A 270-nucleotide genomic window follows, 5' to 3' on the forward strand; every position below is an offset into this window, starting at 1 on the left:
GGAAGCAGTGAGTTGATATCAGGCTCTGGCTTTGCCAGTTCTTTCATACATTTGACCATGTAATCGTAGAGTATCAGTCCGTTCGCTTTCGCCGTCTCGATGATGCTATACAGCAAAGCACTCGCATCAGCACCAAGTGGATTCGTCGAGAATAACCAATTTTTTCTGCCAATGACCAGCGATTTGATTGCGCGTTCCGCTCGGTTGTTGTCGATAGATAAATGCCCATCTTCAACATAGCGTATCAGCTTAGGCCACTGACCCAAGGTG

General features: G+C 47.0%; 1 protein-coding gene. It reads right to left on the reverse strand.

Translation table 11 applies throughout. The features are described 5' to 3' along the window. Positions 1–270: IS66 family transposase (locus VOR_RS17380; protein ID WP_010320476.1), on the reverse strand; the 270-nt coding region annotated here is incomplete at both ends.

Source organism: Vibrio ordalii ATCC 33509, from assembly GCA_000257205.1.
In the GTDB taxonomy this organism is placed as follows: Bacteria; Pseudomonadota; Gammaproteobacteria; order Enterobacterales; family Vibrionaceae; genus Vibrio; species Vibrio ordalii.